The following is a 17,047-nucleotide window of genomic DNA, read 5'->3' on the forward strand; positions in this document are numbered from 1 at the left end:
TTCCCAGCCGCACCGCTCCGCTTCCACGTCCGCGTGCACTCCCTTGCGGGTATCGGCCACTCAACGTGTGTGAGCTCACGGAGGTCAACTAGCCGGATGATCTCCCTGAGCTCACACGTCCGCACCCAACTCACACCCGTGCGGCGTCACGGCGGTCGTCGTCGCACGGGTGTGAGCTCACGGCGGTTTAGGGATCAGTCGCTGGGAGATCAGGGGCGTTGATGGATACCGCTGATCTCGCGTTCGCCGTCGCCGGCGTCGGCGCGCTGCTGGCCGGGCTTCTTCCGCGGTTGCTCGAGGGGCGTGCGTTGTCGATGCCCGTGGCGTTCCTCGGGTTGGGGGTGCTGGTCTTCGCGCTCCCGCTGGACCTGCCGGCTCCCGACCCGCTCGCCCATCCCGAGGTGGCGGAACATCTCACCGAGGTCGGCGTGATCATCGCGCTGATGGGTGCCGGGCTCAAACTCGACCGCCGGATCGGGTGGCGGCGCTGGTCGTCGACGTGGCGGCTGCTGGCGTTCGCGATGCCGGTGACGATCGCGGCGACCGCGCTCCTCGGCTGGTGGTGGGCCGGGCTGGTGCCCGCGGCCGCCGTGCTCCTGGGCTCGGCGCTGGCCCCGACGGATCCGGTGCTCGCCTCGGACGTGCAGGTGGGCGAGCCGACCGAGGACGAGGACTCGGAGGACGAGGTCCGGTTCGCGCTCACCTCCGAGGCTGGGCTGAACGACGCGTTGGCGTTCCCGTTCGTCTACCTGGCCATCACGCTCGCCACCGGGGGCGGCCTGGCGGGATGGTTCGGCTACGAGGTCGTGTACAAGCTCGCCGCCGGGCTGCTCCTGGGGCTGGGCTGCGGCTGGCTGCTCGGCCGGCTGTTCTTCCGCGCCAGCAACGAGAACATCCGACTCGCCAAGCACTCCGAGGGTTTCGTGGCACTGGCCGCCACGTTCTTGGCGTACGGCGTCACCGAACTGGCGCACGGCTACGGCTTCCTCGCCGTGTTCGTGTGTGCGGTGTCGATCCGCGCCTCCGAACGCACCCACAGCTTCCACCAGGTGCTGCACGACTTCGCGGAGCAGATCGAGCGCCTGCTCACCGTTCTCCTGCTGCTGTTGCTCGGCGGGGCCGTCGTACATGGCCTGCTCGCGCCGCTGACCTGGCGCGCGGCGGCGGTCGGGCTCGCTCTTCTCCTGGTGGTCCGCCCGCTCGTGGCGTGGCTGTCGCTGCGCGGCGACACCCTCGGAACCAGGAGCGAGCACGCCGTCATCGCGTTCTTCGGCATCCGCGGGATCGGGTCGTTCTACTACCTGGCGTACGCGACCGCCGAGGCGACGATCCCGGACAAGGAACTCGTCTGGGCCACCACCGCGTTCGTCGTGGTCGTGAGCGTGGTGGTGCACGGGATCGCCGCCACGCCGGTGATGCGCCGGCTGGACAAGCGGCTGGATCAGGCCTCGGTGTAGTCGAACCACACGGTCCGGCTCGCCGGGTCCAGGTACAGCTCGTCCACCTTGACCCACGTGGCGCCGGCGGGCGCGTACTCCCGCAGCGCTTCGGGCACCGAGGGCAGCACGGCCGGCTGCCCCCGCGCGGCCAACTCCGAGGACAGGTCCGGCGGCAGCACCGCGAACCCCTCGTACCGGTATGTCATCGGGTACAGGTCGGGGCAGGTGCGCGGCCGCGTCTCCCGCCACCGGTAGTGGCCGCTGATCGCCTGCGACAGCCCGGGGACCTCCTCGCGGATGCGCCGCACGTCGTCGAGCACACCGGAGACGTCCGGTTCGGCGCCCCGGTCGGTGCACCCGGCGATGACCGGCAGGCTGTCGGCGGCGGCGATGGCGATCCCGCACGTGCCCACCGAACAGATCGTCGCCAGCCCGGCGATGAACAGAACGATCCTGGTCCCGCGTTTCACCCGCCGAGTATGGACAGGTCGCCGTCGGCGTACTGCGCCCGGACCCGCTTCTTGTCGTATTTACCGACGCTGGTCTTCGGCACCTCCTGGATGAACGCCCACCGTTCCGGCAGCTGCCACTTGGCGACCGTCTCGCCGAGGAACGCGCGCAGGTCCTCCACGGTCGCCGTGGCCTCCGGGCGGAGCACGACGGTGGCGAGCGGACGTTCGCCCCACTTCTCGTCGGGCACACCGACGACGCAGGCCTCCTGGACGGCGGGGTGCGCCATGAGGGCGTTCTCCAGGTCGACGGAGCTGATCCACTCGCCGCCGCTCTTGATGACGTCCTTGGCCCGGTCGGTGAGCGTCAGGTAGCCGTTGTGCGTGAGGTGGCCGACGTCGCCGGTGCGCAGCCACCCGTCGGGGGAGAACTTCTCCGGGTCGGGCCCGTCCTCACCGAGGTACCGCCCGGTGATCCACGGGCCGCGGACCTCCAGTTCGCCGACGGACTGTCCGTCGTAGGGCATCACGTCGCCACCCGGCCCTACGATGCGGGCCTGCACGGCGGCCGGCACCCGCCCCTGGGTGTAGCGGTACTTCCACTCCTCTTCCGCGGAGATCCCCGGCGGGGTGCGCCCGATGGTGCCGAGCGGCGACATCTCGGTCATGCCCCACGCGTGCAGGATCCGGATGCCGTAGCGCTCCTGGTAGGCGTGCATCATCGCGGGCGGGCAGGCCGATCCGCCGACGGTCACCTCCTTGATCGAGCTGACGTCTCCGCCGTGTGTGTCGAGGTAGGTGAGCAGGTCGCCCCAGATGGTGGGAACGGCGGAGGAGCGCGTCGGCCGTTCCGCCTCGATCATCCTGGCGATGGGCTCCGCCTGGAGGAACCGGTCGGGCAGCAGCAGTTCGGCGCCGGACATGATCGCCGCGTACGGGATCCCCCACGACATGGCGTGGAACATCGGCACGATCACCAGTTCGCGCACGCCCGAGGAGATGCCGAACCCCTCCGTCATGCACACCTGCATGGAGTGCAGCCAGATGGAGCGGTGCGAGTAGGCGACGCCCTTCGGATTGCCCGTGGTGCCGGAGGTGTAGCAGAGGGCGGCGGCGTCGTTCTCGTCCACCTCCGGCCACTCGAACTCGTCGGAGGCGCCGGCGAGCAGCTCGTCCCACCGGTGCACGGTCACCCGGTCGCCGAGCGGAGCCACGTCCCCGTCGCCGGTGACGATCACGTGCTCGACGGTCTTCATCTCGGGCAGCGTTCGGGCGAGCAGCGGGATGAGGGAGGAGTCGACGATGACGACGTGGTCCTCGGCGTGGTTGGCGATGTACGCCACCTGGTCGGGGAAGAGCCGCAGGTTGAGGGTGTGCAGGACGGCGCCCATCGCCGGGACGGCGTAGTAGGCGGTGAGGTGCTCGGCGTTGTTCCACTGGAACGTCGCAACCCGCTGGTCGCCGGTGACGCCGAGCCCGCGTAACGCGTTGGCCAGCCGCTTGCCGTCGCGCAGCAGCTCCGCGAAGGTGGTGCGGCGGGTGCCCGCGCCGGTCCAGGTGCTGACGACGTTGTGTCCGTGGACGGTGCCACCGTAGTCGAACATCCGCGCCACTGTGAGCGGCGTCACCATCATCGTGCTCCTCATGGCACGAAGTTAGTCGCTCGGTAGCCCGCCGGAAACACTTCGCAGCGGGCCCTTTTGCGGGACCCGCCGCGATGGTGCGGTTGGATCGGTAGGACGTTCCCTCAGATGACCGAAGCCTCGATCCGCGCGGCGTCGGCCTCCGCGGTGGCCTCGCCCTCGTCGGCGGCCCGGTCGGTGTCGCGGGAACCGGCGGCGCGGGCCTCGGTCGGCAGGTGCGAGCGCAGCTCGGTGTTGGGCAGCGCCAGGGCGAACAGCACGGCGAGCACCGCGGCACCGGCCGCAACCAGGAAGACCGGGTGCAGCGCGTCGACGAACGCGGTCTGGATGGCCACCCGGATCGGCTCCGGCAGGGCGAGGATCTTCTCCGGCTCGTTGATCGACATGGCACCGCCGCCACCGCCTCCGGCACCGGGCACCTTGGACATCTCGTCGGTGAGCCGGTTGGTCAGCACGGTGCCCAGAACGGCCACGCCCAGCGCGCCCCCGAGCGACCGCCCGAACGTCGCGGTCGACGTGCCGGCGCCCATGTCCTTCGGTTGGAGCTTGGACTGCACGGCCAGCACGAGCGGCTGCATCGCGTTGCCGAGCCCGGCGCCGATGATCGCCATGTAGATGAACGTCTGCCACAGCGGCGTGTCCACCCGCAGCGTGGTCATGAGCACGAGCCCGGTCGCCATGATCGCCGTGCCCGCCACCGGGAACCACTTGAACTTCCCGATCTTGCTGATGGCCCGCCCGGAGACGACCGAGGCGATGATGATGCCCGCCATCATCGGCAGCATCAGCAGGCCCGACTCGGTGGGCGTGGAGCCCTTGACGATCTGCAGGTACAGCGGCACATAGATGATCGACCCGAACATCGCGAACCCGAGCACGGCGGTGCCGGCGGTGGCCAGCGAGAACGACCGGATCTTGAAGAAGGTGAGCGGGACGACCGGTTCGCTCGCCCGCGTCTCGACGAGGACGAACGCCACGGTCAGCACGGCGGCGGCGACGAACAGCCCGATGATCTCGCCCGAGCCCCACGGGTACTCGGTGCCGCCCCAGGAGAGGGCGAGCAGCAGCGAGCTCACGGCCGTGACCAGGAGTGCCGCGCCGGCCCAGTCGATCTTGTGATCACGCTTGTGCGTCGGAACGGCCGCCAGCACGACCCAGCAGATCGCCAGCGCCGCGATGCCCAGCGGCACGTTGATGTAGAAGATCCAGCGCCAGTCGTGCTCGGCGAAGTAGCCGCCCAGCAGCGGCCCCACCACGGACGACAGCCCGAACACCGCCCCGAACAGGCCCTGGTAGCGGCCCCGCTCACGCGGCGGGACGACGTCCGAGATGATCGTGAACGCCAGCGTCATCAGGCCGCCGGCGCCGATGCCCTGGATGCCGCGCGTGACGATGAGCTGCGTCATGTTCTGCGACATGCCGGCGAGCAGCGACCCGATCAGGAACGTCGAGATCGCGAAGATCTGCAGCGGCCGGCGCCCGTACAGATCGCTCAGCTTGCCGTACAACGGCGTGGAGGCGGTCGACGCGAGCAGGTAGGCCGTCACCACCCAGGAGTAGTGCTCCATCCCGCCGAGCTTGCCGATGATCGTCGGCATCGCGGTGCCCACGATCGTCTGGTCCAGCGCGGCCAGCAGCATGCCGGTCATCAGACCGCTCATGAGCAGCAGCAGTTGCCGCCGGCTCAACGTCGTGCCCATTGCTATTTCCCCTCGTCGTACGCGGCGAAGGCCGCGTTGAAGCGTCCCAGCATCGCGGCGAACGTCGCTCGCTCCTCCGGAGTCCAATCGGCGAGCAGACCCCGCAGCAGCGAAATGAACGCCGTCCGCTTCTGCCGGAACAGCTCCTCCCCCTGGCCCGTCACGGCGATCAGGCTGGCCCGGCGGTCGGCCGGGTCGACGGTGCGCCGCACCAGGCCCATCGACTCCAGGGCGGCCACCTGGCGGCTGGCCACCGACAGGTCGATCCCCATCTCGACGGCGAGCGTCGACGGCCGCGACGGCCCCCCGGTCACGATGCGGGCGAGCAGCAGGAACGCCGCCCGGTCCAGCACGTGGCCCTGGGGATCCGCGCGGCGGTCGTGCAACCGGGTGGCCCGACGCAGGAACATGCCGAGCTCACGGGTGATGGCCGTGTACTCGTCCTCGTCGTCCCTGTCGCCCACGTCGCCCTCCGTGACGGATACTTGCTTGGTACAAGCATTAGGGCTCGGGCCGCGCGAGGCAACGCAATTTAGGTCACCTGGGAAAAAGCTAAGGGCCGGACGCATGTCGCGTCCGGCCCTCAGGGTCGTTTATTTACCGAACGTACGGGTTCGTCGCCGGGTCGGTGTACACGGCGGTGTCGAACTGCCCGTCGCCGTTCGTGTCGCCGATCACGACGTCCTCGTCGCCGTCGAAGTCGGTGTCCTGCGCGGCCACGTCGGCCCGACCGTCGAAGTCGGTGTCCTGGGCGGCCACGTCGACCAGCCCGTCGCCGTTGGTGTCCTGGGCGGCGAAGTCGGCGCGACCGTCGCCGTTGGTGTCCGACACCAGCAGGTCCGGCTCGCCGTCGCGGTCGGTGTCGACCAGCTCGGTCTCCAGCTTGCCGTCGCCGTCCGCGTCGACGAACGCCCGGTCGAACTCTCCGTCGCCGTTCTCGTCGACGGCGACCGCCTCGGCGAACCCGTCGCCGTTCTCGTCGACGAAGACCGCGGTGGAACCGTCGGTGTACTCCGCGACAATCACGTTGGGCTCAACCTCGGGGGTGGTGTCCTCGGCCGGGATGTCGTACTCGCTCATTGTCTATATCTCCAGTTCAAGCTGCGTGTTCCGCGTTGATGAGATCAATCTACGAGCCCTGGAGATCATGCGAATCCCGGGAACGTGCCACCCCCGACGCGCACTCTGCGTCACGAAACGATCCGGGCCGCCCACTTCTGCTCCACCAGCCACCGGTACACCGGCGGCAGGCCACTGACCGACTCCGCGCGGATCCGCCCCTCGAACGTCACCTGGCGCTGCAGCTCGAAGAGGGCGACGACATCGGCCCAGTACTCCGGCAGGTCCGCCAGCGCTTCACCCAGGTCCGCACGGGTGGCCTCGTTGCGGCGCAGCACCGCCTCCAGCGCGAGAACGCGGTGGATGTGCGGCCAGTTGTCGCCCGCCGGCATGACCGGGAAGCGGTCGCGGGGCACCGATGCGGCGGGAGCCGGCTCGCTCAGCACCCGTTCGGCGCGCGGCCAGTCGTCCTCGTAGATGTGCAGCGAACCCACGTGGTGGTGGTAGGCGCCGACCTCGACGCCCAGCTCACGCGCCAGCACCTCCTGGATGAACGTGAACGAGAAGTAGTCGCTGACCAGCCCGCGGTACGCGTCGTTGGCCCGCATGAAGCCGATCGCCTCCAGCCGGCCCTCCCGCACCAGGAACTGCAGCGCGAGCGTGCAGGCGACATCGATGTTCCCCGGGATACCGATCTCGTCGTTGCGGAAGATCTGCAGGATCGCGCGCTTGGAGTCCGGATCCCGGCGCAGCTCCGCCACCACGTTGGCCCACTGCGTCGTGCCGGTCTCGTCGACCGACATGATGCGCGGCCCGTATGCGGTCCCCGGCAGCGTGACCCCGTCGGCGCTGTACTGGCGGATCGAGGGCGCGTAGTGCGCGATGGGCTCCAGCAGGTCGCTGCCGGACAGGTACCAGAGCGCCTCGGCGAAATTGAAGACGATGTTGGCGCGACGGGCCGCCGACATGACCTGCCGCTGAATGGGGTCACGAACGACGAAACTGACCCCGAGCTTTTCCCGGCTGAGATTGCCGCGCGGCTTGTTGACGTAGTCGTAGTCTTTGTACGCGTCCTGGAGAATACTCAGATAGGCCGCATGAAAATCGTCGAATGAATGCACCAATCTCCCCGTTCGATGCTACGACTATTACTGATCCAGGCTTTTTGCAAGGATCTCTACGGCCCCTTCGGCCGAGTTGACGATATCGACGTGAGTCAACAGATCGCGGTCCACGAACCGGTTGTCGACAAGCTCCTGTCCGACGAACTGCCGCCACGCCGTCCAGAAGCCCGTCCCCGGCGGTTCGAGGAGGACCAGGGGGCACCTGCGCAGTCGACCGGTCTCCCGCAGCACCAGGTAGTCGAAGAGTTCGTCCAGGGTGCCGATGCCGCCGGGCAGGAAGACCGCGCCGCCGATGTCGTGCGACATCAGGATCTTGCGGCTCCAGAAGGTGCCCATGACGATCGTGCGCTCCGGCGGCAGCGGACGCTCCGGCGCCTCACCCGGCAGTTCGATGCGCACCGCCAGCGAACTGTCCGGACCGGCGCCGTCCGCGACGGCCTGCATGATGCCCGGCCCGCCACCGGTCATCGCCGTCCAGCCGCGCTCGGCGATCAGCGCACCGAGCCGCCGCGCCTCCCAGTACGCCGGATCGTCCTGCGCCGTACGGGCCGAGCCGAAAACGCTGACAATGGGACTGTGCAAATAGCCGGTACGCCACCGGATCGCCTCGGCCGTCTCATTCAGGCGCGAAAATGTGCGTTCCAGTTCGGCCGCGACACGACCTTCTTCCGCGACACCGGTCATGCGCTCCGACCCCTAGCGATATCGAAAAACTGTGCAACGACCGGCCGCTGACGGAATATCAATCCGAACGTGACCATGTTTCGATCTTAATCGGCGCGTGATCATCTTTCAATCGGGGGTATAGCGGCACCCGCCACGGGTCAGGACCGGACGATTCGGTCGGCCACGATGCGGGACTCGCGGGCGACCTGACGCAGCATGCCGCCGAGCGTCACGTCGTACCCGACGAAGTAGAGACCCGGCCGGGCCGCCTCGCCCCGGTGCACCAGCGGCATGCCGTCCGCGTCGAACAACGACGGGTCGTCGAACAGCTCGTTCAGGCCGGTGACGTATCCGGTGGCCGCGACGACGGCGTCCGGCTCGACGCTCGTGCCGTCGGCCAACCGCACCGACGTCGCCGTGAACCCGCGCACGGCGGCGACCGGACGCACCCGCCGGGTCTGGATGTCCCGGATGATGCCGACGTCCTGCAGCGGCACGGTGCGCTCGGTGCGCAGGCGTTCCTTCAGCCCCTTGGTCGGCCGGGCGAGGCCGTAGCGGCTGAGGTTCGGCGTCTCCAGCCGGCACATCACGGCGGCCATCGGGTCGAGGATCCGCTCCGGCAGGCCGCCCATCAGGATGCCGCTGAGCTGCGCCGGCCAGCCGGCCTTCGCGCGCCGCACGATGTAGGGCGGCGTGCGGATCGCGAGACTGACCGAAGCGGCGCCGCCCTCGGCGAGGTCGGACGCGATCTCCGCACCGCTGTTGCCGATGCCGACCACAAGGACGTTCTTGCCGCGGAACGGCTCCGCGTTGCGGTACTGCGCCGAGTGGATCAGCGTGCCCGTCCACTCCTCCCGGCCCGGCCACTCCGGGATCTCCGGCGTGTGCAGGTAGCCGATCGCGACGACCACGGTCCGCGTGGTGTGCTCGGAGCCGTCCGCCAGCCGCAGGGACCAGCGGGCGTCGGAGCCGGGCTTGATGCGTTCCACCGTCGCGCCGGTGCGCACGTCGAGGCCGAACTTCTCCGCGTACGCCTCCAGGTAGCGCACCAGATCGTCGCGCCTGACCCAACGGCCGTACTCCCGCGGGATCGCCAGGCCGGGCAGCCCGGAGAGCCGGCGCGTGGTGTGCAGGCGCAGGCGGTCGTAGCGGCCACGCCAGCTCGCGGCCACACCCGGCCCGCGTTCGAGCACGACACTGTCCACGCCGCGCGCCTTGAGCCGGGCGGCCACGGCGAGGCCGGCGGCGCCGGCGCCGATCACCGTCACACCCGTAGGGTTTTCCATAGGTGAATTCTGCTCGACAACGCGTCCGTGATGTGCGCCGGAGGCTGGGGAAAATACGAGCCCCGACCAGCGGATGCTGATCGGGGCTCGATGGAGCCGCCTATCGGAATCGAACCGATGACCTACGCATTACGAGTGCGTCGCTCTGGCCGACTGAGCTAAGGCGGCAACGAGTGACAAGTGTACGCGACGCTCCCGGGCCGCGGTCCAGGGGTTTACCCATGGCGCGTCACGCACCGACGTTCATTGATCCCCAGGGGTAAGTTCAGCGGGTGAACGTCGACGATGCCGCCACTCCCGACGCCACCCGGCCCGACACCCCGCCGCCCGTCGAGGCGCCGCCCGCCGTCGCGGCTCCGCCGTTGACCGCCGGTGCGGACCAGGCGATCGGCGGCTCCCCGATCGGGGGCGGACCGGCGCTTCCGCCCGATGAGGAGCCCGCGCCCGGACGGGTACGCCCGGCCAGCCTCGACCCGTACGACCTGGGGTTCACGCCGCGGCCGCCCGTTCCGTGGCTCAATCCGGTGCTGCTCGCCGGGACGGCCGTCCGGGTGCTGCTCGCCGAGCTCTTCGGTGCCTACCTCGACAAGCGCGAGCTGCAGGACGCACTGGTCGCCGACCTCTACGACGAGCGGCTGCCGGTCGAAGGAGCCGACCAACCCGAGGAACTGTGGCTCGACTACGTGGCCGACCTCGGTGACGGGTTCGACGGGACGTACTCGATCGCGTACCTGCTCGCCCAGCGGGAGCTGAACGCCGAGGGCCATGTGCTGCCCCGGGCGTCGGTGGTGGTCATGGGCGGCGACCAGGTGTACCCGACGGCGAGCGGCACCCAGTACGAGAACCGGTTCAAGGGGCCGTACCGCGCGGCCCTGCCCGAGGTGCCGCCGGACGGGCCACGCCCCACGCTGTACGCGCTGCCGGGCAATCACGACTGGTACGACGGGCTCACGGCGTTCCTGCGGCTGTTCGCCCGGGTCGAGGAGGGGCACGTCGGCGGGTGGCGCACCCGGCAGCACCGCTCCTACTTCGCGCTGCGGCTGCCGCACCGCTGGTGGCTGTTCGCGATCGACGTGCAGTTCGGTGCCTACCTGGACGAGCCGCAGCTGCGGTACTTCCGGCAGATGGCCACCCGGCTCGACCCCGGCGACCGGGTGATCCTCTGTCCGCCCTCGCCGAACTGGGTGCACGAACCGGCCGCGTACACCACGATCGACTACTTCATCCGTCGCATCCTCAAGCCCACCGGCGCGGAGATCCGGGTGATCATCGCCGGCGACCTGCACCACTACGCCCGCTACACCCACCCGGAGCGCGAACTCATCACCTGCGGCGGCGGTGGGGCTTACCTCTTCCCGACGCACCGGCTACCCAAGGAGGTCGTCGTCCCGCCGCCGGAGAACGTCGTCCAGCGCGACAGCCCCCGCCGCAAGCACACCCTCGCCGCCACCTATCCGACGCGGCAGCGTTCGCGCCGGTTCGCGGCCGGGGTGTTCAGCCGGCTGCCGTTGCGCAACAGCGGTTTCGTGACGGTGATCGGCATGCTGCACATGTTGCTGATGCTGGCGTTCGCCAACGCGCAGCAGCGGGTGGGCAGCGGGGTCGCGCAGAGCCTCATCACCATTCCGCTGGGGATCCTGGTGGTGTTCGTGATGGGCAGCACGACGGCGTTCGCGGTGCCGAAGGCGGGGCAGCAACGCGGGTGGGAGCACTGGACGCTGGGCATCGGCCACGGGCTGGCCCATCTGGGGCTCGCCGCCGCCGGGGCGTGGGTCTGGTTGCACCTGCCGCTGTTCGGGTTGCCGTTCCCGCTGCCGCTGCTGGCCGCCACGGTCACCTACCTGCCGGTGGTGGCGGTCCTGGCCGGCTGGGTGGTCGGCGGGTACCTGCTGATCGCCAGCACCCTCGACGTCAACGTCAACGAACTCTTCGCCGCGCAGGGCATCTTCGACGCCAAGAGCTTCCTGCGCATGCACATCGACCGCGACGGCACCCTGACCATCTACCCCGTCGCGGTCGAACGGGTCTCCCGCAAGTGGCGCGCCAACCCCGAGGGGGCCCCGCACGAGCCCTGGATCGAGCCGGAGAAGCCCATCGCGTACACCCTCGCCGAGGACCCGATCCAGATCCGATAACCCACGGACCCGGCAGCGGAGCGGTCGATCACGCCGCAGGCGGATCGGCCCGGAGCGGTGCGCGCGGGAGCGGGCGGTCGCGCCCACGACGGACGCGCGTAAACAAAGCTCTATGAATAGGTTTCGTCGTGCGCCTTGCGGGGCCCGCAGACGGACGCCCGGCTGCACGAGCAGCGCGACCCGTCCGCGTCGAGGCGGACCACGACGGAGTCGCGCGGCACGCTGTGCCCCACGACCCGCCCGTCACCGTCCGGTGTGGACACCCGCGTGCCGACGGCCGGCGCGGAGGCCTGGAACTGCTGGTACAGCGGGTGCTCGTACTTGAGGCAGCACATCAGTCGGCCGCAGGCGCCGGAGATGCGCAGCGGGTTGAGCGGCAGGTCCTGGTCCTTGGCCATGCGGATGGTGACCGGCTCGAAGTCGGTCAGGAACGTGGCGCAGCACAGGTCGCGGCCGCAGGAGCCGATGCCGCCCTGCACGCGGGCCGAGTCGCGGGCGGAGAGCTGGCGCAGCTCGACGCGGCAGTGCAGGGTGGCGCCGAGGTCGCGGACGAGGGAGCGGAAGTCGACCCGGTGCGGCGCGGTGAAGTAGATGGTGGTGCGCGGCCCGCCGCCGGACTCGAGCACGTGGTCGATGGCGACGACCTTCATCGGCAGATCGTGCTCGCGGATCAGCTTCTTGGCGGCGACCTTCGCCTCCGCCTTGCGCTTGCGCAGCTGCTCGTCGCGCTGGAGATCCTCGGGGCCGGCGAGCCCGACCAGGCGCGGCGCGCCGGCGGTGTCCTCGGAGACCCACTGGGCGGCCCAGACGCACTCGGCGACCTCGGGCCCGTCCTCGGTGGGCACCAGGACGCGGTCACCCACCTTGGGGCTGAAGTCTCCCGGGTCGAAGTAGTAGAGCCGGCCATACCGGTTGAAACTGACCGCGCACAGCATGCCCATCACGCAACTGTAGCCGTGACTCCGTTTTGAGCGATCCGTCGAGCGGTCACTCACAAGAATGAGCAAAAGGGACGTATCCGCTTTTTCGGTCAGTCGTTACTTCATGCGGCGGAGTGCGCCGTAACCCCGTCGCGGATCTTCTCGTTGCAGCCCTCGAAGGCACGCCCGAGCGGCGTCCGGTCTCTGTGAAGTCGCCCTTCCGGCCTGACCCGGCCGGAGCTTCGCCGTGCCCGGAGCCGCGAAACGTACCCCCGCTTCGAAGAGGAACCAGCAAATGACGCAACCGCTGTCCCGACGGCTCCGCCTGCTCGGCGCGACCGCCACCACCGGCCTGCTGGCCGCCCTGGTGGCGCCCGCGTTATCGATCACTCCGGCGGCCGCCACGCCGAACAGCGACCCCGAATGCGCCAAGTACGGCGCCGCCTCGGCCGGCGACGTTCTGACCCTTCGCCTGCTCGACCTGCGCCCGCTCGGGATCCAGCTGCCGCCGACCGCCGACGTTCAGCTCGCCGCCGCGCGCGCGGGACTCAGCGGCGAACAGGGCTTCAGCGCCGCGCAGGCCCGGTACGGCCAGGCGCGCGTGCTCGGCACCAAGATCACCGGACCGCTCGACCTCACCGCGTACCAGATCGCGCCGCCGTCGCACCCCGGCCCGGACCACAAGACGCTGGCCAAGGTGGACCTCGGCTCCGTCGGCCGCATCGGCGCGGGCGAGCTCACCGCCGGCGCCAAGTACCACGACAACCGGCGCTGCGACGCCAAAGCGGGCGCCGAGTCCAACGGCACCGCCGCGCTCGTCGACGCGCACGTCCTGCCCGGGCCGCGGGCCGTCCTCCAGGCCGGCGACAACATCGGCTCCGGCGCCCGCACCGCGCTGATCAAGCACCGCGGTGGCACCGGGGCGGAGGCCGTCAGCGTCAGCAACCTCGCCAACCTGTCGCTGCTCGGGGCCGTCCAGGTCAAGGTCGTCAGCAAGCCCGTCCTGCGCGTCGTCGCCGGCGGGACCAAGGAGCGGTCCGTCGTGGACTACTCCGCTCCCAAGCTTTCGGTCGAACTTCCGGGTGGGCGCGTCGAGCTCCTCGACAACGCCGCCGAGTCGGTCGACCTCGCCGTGCCGGTGAACGGCGGATTCGTGCCGAACGGCATGCCCGTCGCCGCCCCGAACGCCCTCGCCGAACTGCTCGCACCGATCGTCGGCGCCGGCGACCTCAGCGGCACCCTGAACGGCGTGCTCGGCGCCGGCAAGCCCGCACCCGTCGAGGGCGGCAAGCTGGGGGTCGACCCGAGCGCCGGCTCCGCACAGCCGCCCGCCCTGCCCGGGCTGAACCCGCTCCAGGGCGTTCCGGCCGTCGGTGGCCTGCTGGGCAACACCGCCCCGCTCAGCACCCCGGCCGGCAAGTCCGCCGTCGTGCTGCGCCTCACCGCCGGTGAACTCAGCAAGGAGGTGAACGACGCGGGCGTGCACGCCAAGGCGATCTCCCTGCGGCTCAAGCTCGTGCTCGTCTGCGGCAACGACACCACCACCCTGCTCGACCTTGCGCTCGGCACCATGGAGGTCGCCGCGACGGCCGGCAAGCCGGGCCACGGCGGCTACGACGGCCCGCCCGGCCAGCAGGGCGACGAACCGGCCGGCGAGGAGCCGAACGGCGAGACCCCGCTGATGACGCAGCCGCCCGCGCCGCGCACCACGCCGGTCAACGCCAAGAGCAAGCTGCCGGTCACCGGCATGAACATCACCGGGTTCATCGGCGCGGGTGTGGTGCTGGTGATCGTCGGCCGCCTGCTGATGGTGGCGTCCCGCCGACGCGGCGCCGGCAACGGCCCGACCGAGGCATAACCCGCAGCCTGTCGATCATGCCGGGCCCCGGCTCGACGGCCACGGGCCGGCATGATCGGCAGGACCTGCCGCTACAGAGAAACGCGGGTCTCCGCCCCGGTCCGGCCCACAGGCTCGGCACCGGGGCGGAACTGCAGGTCCCCCAGGACCGGCGCCCACCGGTCGGCGACCGACTCGACCGCGTCCAGCTGCTCCCGCGCGGTCTCCAGCACCAGCGCCCCGATCGTGGCCGCGGCGGCCTCCGCACCCGCCGTGCCGGCGGTCCGCAGCCGCACCGCCTCCATCGACCCGAGGGCCTCCGCGACGGTGTGCGCCATCGCCACCCGGGCGTCGACCGTCCAGCGCGCCACCTCGTCGGCGTACGACGCCGTCGCCGCGAGCCGGCCCGCCATCGTCTCCTCGGACGGCTCCGGCGCGGTCCCGAGGTAGCCGCCGAGCGCGTGCCACCGCGCCCCGAACTCCGCCCCGGCGTCGCCCTCCCAGCGCACCGCGGCGGCCGTGGCGTCCAGCTCGGCCCGCTCGTCGGCATAGCCCTCGGCGCGGCGCCGCAGATCGAGGCCGGCCGTGCGCACCGGCTCCGGCCGCAACGCGCAGAACGCCTCGAACACGTCGCCGGGCAGCGCGCCCATGTGCCGCAGCAGCGGCCAGATCGTGTGGTCGGCGGGCGCACCGCCCTCGCTCAGCGCGTCGTCGACCCGCCCCAACAGATCCCGCGCGGCCTCGGCGACCCGATCCAGAACGTCCATCACAACGCCTCGAGGTCGTGCGCCGACCGCGCCGTGCGATCGGTCTCCTGATAACGCTCCGCCGCCGAACGCACCGCGTCGGCCGTGTCGGTCAACCGCGCCCCGTGCGCCGCCGCCTCCCTGGCCCGCGCCGTCAACGCTGCACCCCAGCGGTGGTGCAGCATCCGGCCCACATCGCCGCAGCGCCCCACCGCGTCCGCCCCGAACGCCCCCGCGCCCGGATCGGCGTCCGACACCGCTCCCGCGCCCGTGGCCAGGCGATCACCGGCGGCCTCCAGCCGGTCGGCCAACTGTCCGATGCGCATTGCGCCCCCTCCGTCCGCACGCACCCGCACGCCGCCGGCCGGACCGGCGCTCAGCCCGGAAGCAGCGGCCGATACTCGCCGAACGTCTCCGCGTGCAACTTCTGCCGGGCCCACGCCGCGGCATCCGTGGCGGCGACGACCGCCTCCCGCACCGACCGCGAGACCTGTGCGCCCGTCCGGCCCTGCAACGAGCCGTTGATCTGAACGTCCTTGATCGTGCCGTCGGCGGTGACCACGACCTCGACCAAGCCGTCGGGCGAGGTCACGGTGACCGTGGCCGCCTTAGCCGCCCGCTCGAACTCGGCGGTGCGCTGCTCGATCAGCCGGTAGCGCTCGACCGCCTCTTCGATCCAGGCTTCGTCGATCTCCCGCCCCATCCGATTCGCCCTCCCGGTCCGAAACCGTACGGCACCGGGCCGTCACGCGTAAGCCCGAACGACCGGCCTGTGGAAAACTGCGCGACCCTGTGGATAACCGGCAGGCCTAACCGCGCCAGAGCGCCAGCATCATCGCCTCGACCGCGATGCGCGGCTTGACGTTCGCGTCGATGGCGGCGCGGCACTCCAACACCGCCTCCAGCCGGCGCAACGTGCTCTCCGGCGACCACCGGCGGGCCGCCGCGGCGCTCTGCCCGGCCACGTCCGCGTGCACCGGCGCGACAGGAGCACCGACCGAGGACACCAGCGCGTCCCGGTAGAAGCCGGCCAGATCGACCAGAGCGCGGTCGAGCGCATCCCGCTGCGATCGCGTGGCGCGGGTCTTCTGGCGCCGTTCGAGATCGGTGATCTGGCCCTTGGTGCCGCGGGCCGCGCCGGCGGCGCCCTTGCCCGTTCCGCCCGCGCCGAGCGCCGTCTCCAGCGCCGCCTTCTCCTTGGCGTCGACCGCCGACGTCGACGCGGCCGCCTCGCTCTCCGCCGCCTCGATCAGCGCGTTCGCGGCGTCGAAACAGGCACCGACGCCGGTCAACCGGCGCGGCACCGCCAGCACCGCCTCGCGCCGGCTCTGCGCCTGCGGGTCCCGCGCCAGATGCCGGGCCCGGCCCACGTGCCCCTGCGCGGCCGACGCCGCCCAGGTCGCCACGTTCGGCGGGATCCCGTCGCGGCGCACCAGCACCTCGGCGACCGCCTCGGCCGGCGGCTGGCGCAGCGTCACCACGCGGCAGCGCGAACGGATCGTCACCGAGATGTCGTCCGGATGCGTCGACGGCGTGCACAGCAGGAACACCGTTCGGGCCGGAGGCTCCTCCACCGCCTTGAGCAGTGCGTTCCCCGCTGCCTCGGTGAGCCGGTCGGCGTCCTCGACCAGCAGCACCTGCCACCGCCCCTGGGTCGGGCTGCTCGCCGCGCGCAGGACCAGCGCGCGCATCTCGCTGACGCTGATCGACAGCCCCTCCGGAACGACGAACCGCACGTCGGCGTGCGTCCCGCCGAGCGTCGTGTGGCACGCCGCGCAGACCCCGCAGCCCCCGTCGGGACACTGCAGCGCGGCCGCGAAGGCACGCGCCGCCACCGAGCGCCCCGAGCCCGGCGGGCCGGTGAACAGCCACGCGTGGGTCATCGCGCCGGGTTCCACCGACTCGCCGTCGACCACCGCCCGTGCGGCCCGCGCCGCCCGGGAGAGCGTTTCTATCGCGGCGTCCTGCCCCACGAGGTCCGCCCAGACGGTCATGACACCGGCCCGCTTCGCGACCCGGCGCCCTGAACCGCAAGCGCACAAT

16 protein-coding genes and 1 tRNA gene are annotated in these 17,047 nt (G+C 70.9%); 3 read left to right on the forward strand and 14 right to left on the reverse strand.

Annotated features, from left to right (window positions below; genetic code table 11):
• Positions 1-221 precede the first annotated feature (221 nt).
• The gene (locus Val02_RS45985) at positions 222-1,457 is read left to right on the forward strand and encodes a cation:proton antiporter (protein WP_203905708.1); all 1,236 of its coding nucleotides are present in this window, start codon (positions 222-224) and stop codon (positions 1,455-1,457) included.
• On the opposite strand, the gene Val02_RS45990 is transcribed toward Val02_RS45985, so the two are convergent.
• The 9 genes from Val02_RS45990 to Val02_RS46030 all read right to left on the reverse strand — a co-directional run bounded on the left by Val02_RS45990 (position 1,442) and on the right by Val02_RS46030 (position 9,534).
• Positions 1,442-1,909, reverse strand: coding sequence for a hypothetical protein (locus Val02_RS45990; RefSeq protein ID WP_203905709.1), 468 nt, complete (start codon positions 1,907-1,909; stop codon positions 1,442-1,444). The two genes, Val02_RS45985 and Val02_RS45990, sit on opposite strands and share 16 nt — an antisense overlap.
• Positions 1,906-3,534, reverse strand: a complete 1,629-nt coding sequence (locus Val02_RS45995; RefSeq protein WP_203905710.1) for a fatty acid--CoA ligase — start codon at positions 3,532-3,534, stop codon at positions 1,906-1,908. Before Val02_RS45995 ends, Val02_RS45990 begins: the two co-directional genes overlap by 4 nt.
• Positions 3,535-3,635: 101 nt before the next feature.
• The gene (locus tag Val02_RS46000; protein WP_203905711.1) at positions 3,636-5,231 is read right to left on the reverse strand and encodes an MDR family MFS transporter; all 1,596 of its coding nucleotides are present in this window, start codon (positions 5,229-5,231) and stop codon (positions 3,636-3,638) included.
• Between the two features lie 2 nt (positions 5,232-5,233).
• A complete protein-coding gene (locus Val02_RS46005; RefSeq protein ID WP_203905712.1) occupies positions 5,234-5,695 on the reverse strand; it encodes a MarR family winged helix-turn-helix transcriptional regulator in 462 nt (153 codons plus the stop codon).
• Between the two features lie 133 nt (positions 5,696-5,828).
• On the reverse strand, positions 5,829-6,311 hold the full coding sequence (locus tag Val02_RS48055) for a hypothetical protein (RefSeq protein ID WP_239153849.1): 483 nt from the start codon (positions 6,309-6,311) through the stop codon (positions 5,829-5,831).
• A gap of 110 nt (positions 6,312-6,421) precedes the next feature.
• A complete protein-coding gene (locus Val02_RS46015) occupies positions 6,422-7,411 on the reverse strand; it encodes a thymidylate synthase (protein ID WP_203905713.1) in 990 nt (329 codons plus the stop codon).
• A 27-nt stretch (positions 7,412-7,438) separates the two neighbouring features.
• Complete coding sequence (locus tag Val02_RS46020) at positions 7,439-8,098, reverse strand: LOG family protein (protein WP_203905714.1); 660 nt, start codon at positions 8,096-8,098, stop codon at positions 7,439-7,441.
• Positions 8,099-8,238: 140 nt separating this feature from the next.
• A complete protein-coding gene (locus tag Val02_RS46025; protein ID WP_239153850.1) occupies positions 8,239-9,366 on the reverse strand; it encodes a flavin-containing monooxygenase in 1,128 nt (375 codons plus the stop codon).
• Between the two features lie 91 nt (positions 9,367-9,457).
• A tRNA-Thr gene (locus Val02_RS46030) sits at positions 9,458-9,534 on the reverse strand.
• A gap of 104 nt (positions 9,535-9,638) precedes the next feature.
• Here Val02_RS46030 and Val02_RS46035 point away from each other — a divergent pair.
• Positions 9,639-11,501: a metallophosphoesterase gene (locus Val02_RS46035; RefSeq protein ID WP_239153851.1), complete on the forward strand. Its 1,863-nt coding sequence runs from the start codon at positions 9,639-9,641 to the stop codon at positions 11,499-11,501.
• A 110-nt stretch (positions 11,502-11,611) separates the two neighbouring features.
• Here the strand turns inward: Val02_RS46035 and Val02_RS46040 are convergent, their stop codons facing one another.
• On the reverse strand, positions 11,612-12,442 hold the full coding sequence (locus Val02_RS46040) for a PSP1 domain-containing protein (protein WP_203905715.1): 831 nt from the start codon (positions 12,440-12,442) through the stop codon (positions 11,612-11,614).
• Between the two features lie 274 nt (positions 12,443-12,716).
• Between Val02_RS46040 and Val02_RS46045 the strand changes: the two genes are divergently transcribed.
• Positions 12,717-14,279, forward strand: a complete 1,563-nt coding sequence (locus Val02_RS46045; RefSeq protein WP_203905716.1) for a hypothetical protein — start codon at positions 12,717-12,719, stop codon at positions 14,277-14,279.
• 71 nt (positions 14,280-14,350) lie between these two features.
• Here Val02_RS46045 and Val02_RS46050 read toward each other — a convergent pair whose 3' ends face one another.
• From Val02_RS46050 to Val02_RS46065, 4 genes are all read right to left on the reverse strand, one after another.
• Positions 14,351-15,025: a hypothetical protein gene (locus Val02_RS46050; RefSeq protein ID WP_203905717.1), complete on the reverse strand. Its 675-nt coding sequence runs from the start codon at positions 15,023-15,025 to the stop codon at positions 14,351-14,353.
• Positions 15,025-15,330 carry a hypothetical protein gene (locus tag Val02_RS46055; RefSeq protein WP_203905718.1) on the reverse strand — a complete coding sequence of 102 codons (306 nt, stop codon included), beginning with the start codon at positions 15,328-15,330 and terminating at the stop codon, positions 15,025-15,027. Before Val02_RS46055 ends, Val02_RS46050 begins: the two co-directional genes overlap by 1 nt.
• A 50-nt stretch (positions 15,331-15,380) precedes the next feature.
• Positions 15,381-15,707, reverse strand: coding sequence for a YbaB/EbfC family nucleoid-associated protein (locus tag Val02_RS46060; RefSeq protein ID WP_203905719.1), 327 nt, complete (start codon positions 15,705-15,707; stop codon positions 15,381-15,383).
• Between the two features lie 106 nt (positions 15,708-15,813).
• A complete protein-coding gene (locus tag Val02_RS46065) occupies positions 15,814-16,998 on the reverse strand; it encodes a DNA polymerase III subunit delta' (RefSeq protein ID WP_203905723.1) in 1,185 nt (394 codons plus the stop codon).
• Positions 16,999-17,047: the final 49 nt, after the last annotated feature.

Origin of the sequence: Virgisporangium aliadipatigenens, assembly GCF_016863615.1 — a bacterium.
Classification (GTDB): Bacteria; Actinomycetota; Actinomycetes; order Mycobacteriales; family Micromonosporaceae; genus Virgisporangium; species Virgisporangium aliadipatigenens.

Coding starts and splice junctions, on each gene's coding strand:
- Val02_RS46045 (WP_203905716.1), top strand. CDS start 12,717: ATGACGCAACCGCTGTCCCGACGGCTCCGCCTGCTCGGCGCGACCGCC.
- Val02_RS46060 (WP_203905719.1), bottom strand. CDS start 15,707: ATGGGGCGGGAGATCGACGAAGCCTGGATCGAAGAGGCGGTCGAGCGC.
- Val02_RS45995 (WP_203905710.1), bottom strand. CDS start 3,534: ATGAGGAGCACGATGATGGTGACGCCGCTCACAGTGGCGCGGATGTTC.
- Val02_RS46025 (WP_239153850.1), bottom strand. CDS start 9,366: ATGGAAAACCCTACGGGTGTGACGGTGATCGGCGCCGGCGCCGCCGGC.
- Val02_RS46000 (WP_203905711.1), bottom strand. CDS start 5,231: ATGGGCACGACGTTGAGCCGGCGGCAACTGCTGCTGCTCATGAGCGGT.
- Val02_RS46050 (WP_203905717.1), bottom strand. CDS start 15,025: ATGGACGTTCTGGATCGGGTCGCCGAGGCCGCGCGGGATCTGTTGGGG.
- Val02_RS46065 (WP_203905723.1), bottom strand. CDS start 16,998: ATGACCGTCTGGGCGGACCTCGTGGGGCAGGACGCCGCGATAGAAACG.
- Val02_RS48055 (WP_239153849.1), bottom strand. CDS start 6,311: ATGAGCGAGTACGACATCCCGGCCGAGGACACCACCCCCGAGGTTGAG.
- Val02_RS46055 (WP_203905718.1), bottom strand. CDS start 15,330: ATGCGCATCGGACAGTTGGCCGACCGGCTGGAGGCCGCCGGTGATCGC.
- Val02_RS46040 (WP_203905715.1), bottom strand. CDS start 12,442: ATGGGCATGCTGTGCGCGGTCAGTTTCAACCGGTATGGCCGGCTCTAC.
- Val02_RS46020 (WP_203905714.1), bottom strand. CDS start 8,098: ATGACCGGTGTCGCGGAAGAAGGTCGTGTCGCGGCCGAACTGGAACGC.
- Val02_RS45985 (WP_203905708.1), top strand. CDS start 222: ATGGATACCGCTGATCTCGCGTTCGCCGTCGCCGGCGTCGGCGCGCTG.